Below are 7171 nucleotides of genomic sequence, written 5' to 3'. Positions count from 1 at the left end.
CGATCACCCGGGACGGCTACGAGGTCACCGACTTCATCGGGGAGCCCGTGGCGGTCAACCCGCGAGGTGACCGGGACCTCGCCGCCGCCGAGAAGGGCGGCCACGACTACTTCATGCTCAAGGAGATCGAGGAGCAGCCGACCGCGATCGCCGACACCCTGCGCGGCCACCTGGTCGACGGGCGCATCGTGCTCGACGAGCAGCGGCTCACCGACCAGGAGCTGCGCGACGTCGACAAGGTCTTCGTCGTCGCCTGCGGCACCGCCTACCACTCCGGTCTGCTCGCGAAGTACGCGATCGAGCACTGGACCCGGATCCCGGTCGAGATCGAGCTGGCCAGCGAGTTCCGCTACCGCGACCCGGTGCTGGACCGCTCGACGCTGGTCGTCGCGATCTCCCAGTCCGGTGAGACCGCGGACCCCTGGAGGCGCTGCGCCACGCCAAGGAGCAGAAGGCCAGGGTGCTGGCCATCTGCAACACCAACGGGGCACAGATCCCGCGCGAGTCCGACGCGGTGATCTACACCCACGCGGGCCCGGAGATCGGCGTCGCCGCGACGAAGACGTTCACCGCCCAGGTCGCGGCGAACTACCTGGTCGGCCTGGCCCTGGCGCAGGCGCGCGGCACCAAGTACCCGGACGAGGTGGTCCGCGAGTTCGAGGAGCTGGAGGCCATCCCGGCGGCCGTCGCCCAGGTGCTGGAGTCGCTCGGCGAGGCCCGTGCGCTCGGGCAGGAGCTGGCGCCGTCGAAGGCGGTGCTGTTCCTGGCCGGCACGTCGGCTACCCGGTGGCGCCTGGAGAGGCGCGCGCTCAAGCTCAAGGAGCTCGCCTACATGCACGCCGAGGCGTTCGCCGCCGGCGAGCTCAAGCACGGCCCGATCGCGTTGATCGAGGACGGGCTGCCGGTGGTCGTGGTGATGCCGTCGCCGAAGGGGCGCGCGGTGCTGCACTCCAAGCTGCTGTCCAACATCCAGGAGATCAAGGCGCGCGGGGCGCGCACCGTCGTCCTCGCCGAGACCGGCGACGAGACGGTGCGCCCGTTCGCCGACCACCTCTTCGAGCTCCCGCGGTGCCGACGCTGCTGCAGCCGCTGGTCGCGACGATCCCGCTGCAGGTGATCGCGGCCGAGATCGCCCGCGCCCGCGGCTACGACGTCGACAAGCCCCGCAACCTGGCGAAGTCGGTCACCGTCGAGTGAGCGGGCGCCCCGCTCCACGACCCGCCGAACCCGGCCGCCCGGGGCTAGCCTCGCGGCCATGCACGGGCTCCACACCGCGGACCAGGTACGGGCGGCCGAGGCGGCCATGATGCGCACCGTCGGCGACGGGGTGCTGATGCGCCGGGCCGCGGCGGGGCTCGCGCACCACGTGCGCGAGTTCCTCGGCGCGACCTACGGCCGCCGGGTGGTGCTCCTCGTCGGGGCGGGCGACAACGGCGGCGACGCCCGCCTGTGGCCGGCGCCGAGCTGCGCCGCCGGGGCGCGCACGTCACCGCGGTGCTGCTGGCGCCGGACCGCGCGCACCCGGCCGGGCTCGCCGCGCTGCGCGCCGCCCGCGGGCGGGTGCTGGCCCTGCACACCCCGCCGGCCCGCCCGGCCCCGCCGCGGCCGGGCTCGACGCGGCCCGGGCGCTGGTGGCGGGGGCGGACGTCGTCGTCGACGGGATCGTCGGGATCTCCGGGCGCGGTGCGCTGCGCGACCCGGCCCCGGAGCTGGTCGCCGCCGCCGACGGGGCGGCGTACCGATCGTGGCCTGCGACCTGCCCTCGGGGGTCGACTGCGACACCGGGGCGACCGACGGGCCGCACGTCCGCGCCGCGCTGACGGTCACCTTCGGCTGCCGCAAGCCGGTGCACGCCCTCGCCGCCCCGCTCTGCGGCCCGGTGCGGCTGGTGGACTTCGGGCTCGGGCCGTTCCTGGAGGGGACCGAGCCGCACGCCGTGGGTGCTGTCCGACGGCGACGTCGGCGCCCGCTGGCCGGTGCCCGGCCCCGACGACGACAAGTACAGCCAGGGCGTCGTCGGGATCGCCGCCGGGTCGGCCACCTACCCCGGCGCCGCCGTCCTCGCCGCGGGGCCGCGGCCCTGGCCACCTCCGGGATGGTGCGCTTCGCCGGGTCCGCCGCCGACGAGGTCCGCAGGCACTGGCCGGAGATCGTCGCCACCGGGGACATCACCGACGCCGGCCGCACCCAGGCCTGGGCGGTCGGGCCGGGGCTCGGCACCGGCGGGCAGGGCCTGGCCGTGCTGGAGGAGGCACTCGGCCGCGAGGTGCCGCTCTGCCTCGACGCCGACGCGATCACCCTGCTCGCACAGCACGCGCACCTGCGGGAGCGGATCCACGGCGAGCCCGTCGTGCTCACCCCGCACGCGGGGGAGTTCGCCCGGATCGCGGGTGAGGTCGGGCCCGACCGGATCGGCGCCGCCCGCCGCGCCGCCGCCGACCTCGGGGTGACGGTGCTGCTGAAGGGGAACGCGACCGTCGTCGCCGCACCGGACGGACGGGTGCTGGTCGACCCCGCCGCGGACTCTTGGGCCGCGACCGCGGGCTCCGGCGACGTGCTCACCGGCATGATCGGCGCGTTGCTCGCCGCCGGGCTCGACCCGTGGTGGGCGGCGGGCTGCGCGACGCTGGTGCACGCCCGCGCCGCGACGGCGGCCGCCCGCGAGCACGGCCTGCCGCCGGTCCCGGCTCCGGCGTCGGCGATGCAGGCGGCGATCCCGGTCGCGCTGCGGGCGGTGCGGGCGGCCCAGGCCCGTACTGAAGCGGCACACCGGCGGACCTGCGCCGGGAGCGGGTTGTTAGCGTTCCGCGCGTGCCGAAGATCCTGACCAGCCTCCCCGTCGGCGAGCGCGTCGGCATCGCCTTCTCCGGTGGCCTCGACACCTCCGTCGCGGTCGCCTGGATGCGCGAGAACGGCGCGGTCCCCTACGCCTACACCGCCGACCTCGGACAGCCCGACGAGCCCGACCTCGTCGCCGTCCGCGAGCGCGCGCTGGAGTACGGCGCCGAGGCCGCCCGCGTCGTCGACTGCCGCCGTGCGCTGGTCGACGAGGGCATCGCCGCGATCGCCTGCGGTGCCTTCCACATCCGCGCCGGCGGGATGCCCTACTTCAACACCACCCCGATCGGCCGCGCCGTCACCGGCACGCTGCTGGTCCGCGCCATGGCCGACGACGGCGTCTCCATCTGGGGCGACGGCTCGACCTTCAAGGGCAACGACATCGAGCGGTTCTACCGCTACGGCCTGCTCGCCAACCCGGCCCTGCGGATCTACAAGCCGTGGCTGGACGAGGCGTTCGTCGACCAGCTCGGTGGCCGCGCGGAGATGAGCGCCTGGCTCGGCGAGCGCGAGCTGCCCTACCGGACTCCGCGGAGAAGGCGTACTCGACCGACGCCAACATCTGGGGCGCCACCCACGAGGCCAAGAGCTCGAGCACCTCGACACCTCGATCGAGATCGTCGAGCCGATCATGGGCGTCCGGTTCTGGGACCCGGCCGTCACGGTCGAGACCGAGGACGTCACCGTCGAGTGGGAGTCCGGGCGCCCCGTCGCGATCAACGGTGTCCGCTACGACGACCCGGTCGCGCTGGTCGCCGAGGCCAACCGGATCGGTGGCCGGCACGGCCTGGGCATGACCGACCAGATCGAGAACCGGATCATCGAGGCCAAGAGCCGGGGCATCTACGAGGCTCCGGCGATGGCGCTGCTGTTCGTCACCTACGAGCGCCTGTCTCCGCGATCCACAACCACGACTCGCTGTCGGCCTACGAGGAGCAGGGCCGTCGCTGGCCGGCTGCTCTACGAGGGCCGCTGGCTGGAGCCGCAGTCGCTGATGCTGCGCGAGTCCCTGACCCGCTGGGTCGGCAACGCTGTGACCGGCTCGGTCACCCTGCGGCTGCGCCGCGGCAACGACTGGTCGGTGCTCGACACCCGCGGCCCCGCCCTGGCCTACGCCGAGGACCGGCTGTCGATGGAGCGTGTCGAGGACGCCCCGTTCACCCCGGGCGACCGTATCGGCCAGCTCACCCTGCGCAACCTGGACCTGGCCGACTCGCGCGCCAAGCTGGAGCAGTACTCGGCCACCGGGATGCTCGGCGGCGAGTTCGGCACCTTCGTCGGCGAGGTCGAGGCCGGGCGTGCGGCGGAGATCACCGCGACGCCGTCGGACCCCGACGCCGAGCAGGCGGAGGAGTCCCTCGACCGGGCGGCGATGGAGGCCGGAACGACTGAGCCGGGCGCAGGACCGGGCCCCGTCGGGCCGGGATGCGATGATCGGGGCCGTGTCACCCACGACCGACCACGCTCCCGGCCCGGGACCCGGACGCACGTACGGGCCCGGCCACGGTCGCGTCCCCGGCGCACCGGCGGCCGAGGCGGTGGTCGACCTCGACGCCGTCCGGCACAACACCCGGTACCTGTCCGGTCTCGCCTCGGGCGCCGAGACGATGGTCGTGGTCAAGGCCGACGGCTACGGCCACGGCGCCGCCGCCGTCGCCCGGGCGGCGCTCTCGGCAGGGGCGACCCGGCTCGGCGTCGCCACCCTGGACGAGGCGCTCGCGCTGCGTGCCGATGGCGTCGAGGCGCCGCTGCTGTCCTGGCTGCACCTGCCCGACGAGAACTTCGCCGCCGCCGTCGCCGCCGGGGTGGAGCTGTCGGTGTCCGGCCGTGAGCACCTCGCCGCGGTGCTGGCCGGTGCCCGCGCCGCGGGCCGCAGGGCCCGGCTGCACCTCAAGGCCGACACCGGGCTGTCGCGCAACGGCTGCCCGCCCGGCGAGTGGCCCGCCCTGCTCGACGCCGTCGCTGACGGGGTCGCCGACGGCACCTGCGAGGTCGCGGCCGTCTGGTCGCACCTCGCCGCCGCCGACGAGCCGGGCCAGCCCGCCGTCGACAGCCAGGCCGCGCGGCTGCACGCCGCCGCCGCGCTCGCCCGGGACCGCGGGTTCGCACCGCAGCTGCACCTGTGCAACTCCGCGGGCCTGATGACCCGCCCCGACCTGCACCTCGACGTCGTCCGGCCGGGGATCGCCGTCTACGGCCTCGACCCGATCGCCGACCCCGCCGACAGCCCGCTGCGCCCGGCGATGACGCTGCGCGGCCGGGTCGCGCTCACCAAGACCGTCGAGCCGGGCGAGGGCGTGTCCTACGGCCACGAGTGGGTCGCCCGCGAGCCCCGCACGCTGGCGCTGGTGCCGCTGGGCTACGCCGACGGCGTCCCGCGCCGCCTCAACGACGGCGGTCGGATGCGCGTGCGCATCGGCGGCACCGTCCGGCCGGTCGCCGGCGGGTCTGCATGGACCAGTTCGTCGTCGACTGCGGCCGGCCGGGGACGCTGCCGGTCGCGATCGGCGACCCGGTCGAGCTGTTCGGCACCGGCACCGCGGCGGCCCGACCGCCCGCGAGTGGGCCGACGAGCTGGGCACCATCCACTACGAGATCGTCACGGGCGTCCGGGGGCGGGTCCGCCGCACGGTGACCGACGGGCGCGGGGGAGTCGCATGAGCCGCAGGGGATGGACCGTCGCCGGGATCGCGGGCGGTGTGGTCGGCGCGGCGGGCGCCGCGGCCGGGGTCGGTGTCGCCGCGCAGCGACGCAAGATCGCCGCCACCCGCCGCAGCCTGGCCACCGAGATGTCCGCGCACGCCGAGACGCCGCCGGGCACCGTCGGCGAGGAGATGTCGGTGATGGCCGACGACGGCATCCGCATCGCCTGCGAGGTGGTCGCGCCGGCCGACGGCTCGGAGCCCGCGCTGACCGTCGTGCTCGTGCACGGGTTCGCCCTCGACCGGCGCACCTGGCAGGAGCAGCGGCCGCACCTGGCCGGGCTGACCGCCCCGTCGGTGCGGATGGTGCTCTACGACCAGCGCAGCCACGGCCGCTCCGAGCGGGCGCCCGCGGACTCCTGCACGATCGACCAGCTCGGCCGCGACCTCGACGCCGTGATCCGCTCGCTGGCCCCCGAGGGGCCACTGGTGCTGGTGTCGCACTCGATGGGCGGCATGACCGTGATGGCGCTGGCCGAGCAGCACCCGGAGCTGTTCCACGAGCGCGTCGCCGGGGTGGCGCTGGTGTCGACCTCGGCGGGGGAGATGGCGTCCTCGGGGCTGCCGGGGACGTTCCTGTCCCGGCGCAACCCGATCATCCGGACCCTCGGTGGGCTCGCCGCGTGGCAGCCCGGCCTGGTCGAGACGGGCCGGCGCGCGCTGGGCGACATCATCTGGATGTTCACCAAGCGCTTCGCCTACGGCGACCGCCAGGTCGACCCGCGGATGGTCGACCTCGTCGACACGATGATCGACTCGAACGCCGTCGGCGCGCTCACCGACTTCGTCGACACCCTCGGCACCCACGACCGGCTCGCGGCGCTGCCCGGCCTGTCCGGCTGCGAGGTGCTCGTCCTGGCGGGCGACGGCGACCGGATCATCCCGTGGCGGCACAGCGAGGTCATCGCCGAGGCGATCCCGACCGCACGGCTGGTGCGGCTGCCCGGGGTCGGGCACATGCCGATGCTGGAGCAGCCCGAGGTCGTCGACGCCGAGCTGGACGGGCTGATCGCCCGCACCACCGAGCGCACCGCGGGCGGCGAACTGCGGGCCAAGCGGCCGCCGCAGGTCACCGACGCGAGCGAGGACGACCAGGCCGCGGCGGGCGGCGGCGCCCTGCAGGGGCTGCTGCGCAGCGCGGGCCGGGTCCGCCGGGGCAGCCGCGTCCCGGCCAGGGCCGGGCGGTCCCGGAAGAAGGACCGGCCGTGATCCCCGCTCCCGGGGCGGACGCCGTCGTCGCGGAGCTGCCGACCGTCGCCGACACCGAGTCCTTCGGCGAGACGGTCGGCCGCGAGCTGGTCGCCGGCGACGTGGTGCTCCTGGCCGGTCCACTCGGTGCGGGCAAGACCGCCCTGGTCCGCGGCCTGGCCCGCGGGCTCGGGGTGACCGGCACGGTGGCCTCGCCGACGTTCGTGATCGCTCGCGAGCACCCCTCCGCGGGCGACGGCCCGGCCCTGGTGCACGTCGACGCCTACCGGCTGGGCGGTCCCGACGGGGACGTGGACGTGGCGGCCGAGCTGGACGACCTCGACCTCGACACCGAGCTGGACCGCGCGGTCGTCGCCGTCGAGTGGGGCGTCGGGGTCGCGGAGCGGCTCGCCGGGTCCGCGGTGACGATCGCCCTGGAGCGC

General features: G+C 75.7%; 3 protein-coding genes and 4 pseudogenes (1 of these 7 running past the window's edge). All 7 read left to right on the top strand.

Annotation, left to right across the window (positions count from 1 at the left end; all coding sequences use genetic code 11):
• Positions 1 to 1197: pseudogene (gene glmS / locus KPL57_RS69840) on the top strand (glutamine--fructose-6-phosphate transaminase (isomerizing)); the annotation flags it as partial.
• Between the two features lie 58 nt (positions 1198 to 1255).
• Positions 1256 to 2827: an NAD(P)H-hydrate dehydratase gene (locus KPL57_RS17770; RefSeq protein ID WP_308252913.1), complete on the top strand. Its 1572-nt coding sequence runs from the start codon at positions 1256 to 1258 to the stop codon at positions 2825 to 2827.
• A gap of 74 nt (positions 2828 to 2901) precedes the next feature.
• Positions 2902 to 3231 (top strand): annotated as a pseudogene (locus tag KPL57_RS17765) (argininosuccinate synthase domain-containing protein); the annotation flags it as partial.
• A gap of 238 nt (positions 3232 to 3469) precedes the next feature.
• Positions 3470 to 3922: pseudogene (locus tag KPL57_RS17760) on the top strand (argininosuccinate synthase); the annotation flags it as partial.
• 454 nt (positions 3923 to 4376) lie between these two features.
• Positions 4377 to 5499 (top strand): annotated as a pseudogene (gene alr / locus KPL57_RS17755) (alanine racemase).
• Positions 5496 to 6749, top strand: coding sequence for an alpha/beta fold hydrolase (locus KPL57_RS17750; protein WP_226360654.1), 1254 nt, complete (start codon positions 5496 to 5498; stop codon positions 6747 to 6749). The pseudogene alr and the gene KPL57_RS17750 overlap by 4 nt, the downstream one beginning before the upstream one ends.
• A protein-coding gene (tsaE, locus tag KPL57_RS17745; RefSeq protein WP_075310190.1) for a tRNA (adenosine(37)-N6)-threonylcarbamoyltransferase complex ATPase subunit type 1 TsaE crosses the window boundary here: on the top strand, positions 6746 to 7171 show its 5' portion. It continues 51 nt past the right edge of the window; the window shows 426 of its 477 coding nt (coding positions 1-426); it begins with the start codon at positions 6746 to 6748; its stop codon lies off the right edge, out of view. Before KPL57_RS17750 ends, tsaE begins: the two co-directional genes overlap by 4 nt.

It is taken from the genome of Pseudonocardia sp. ICBG601 (assembly GCF_020496245.1).
Note: the sequence above shows the minus strand (reverse complement) of the source record. Positions and strands in the feature narration are given on the sequence as shown.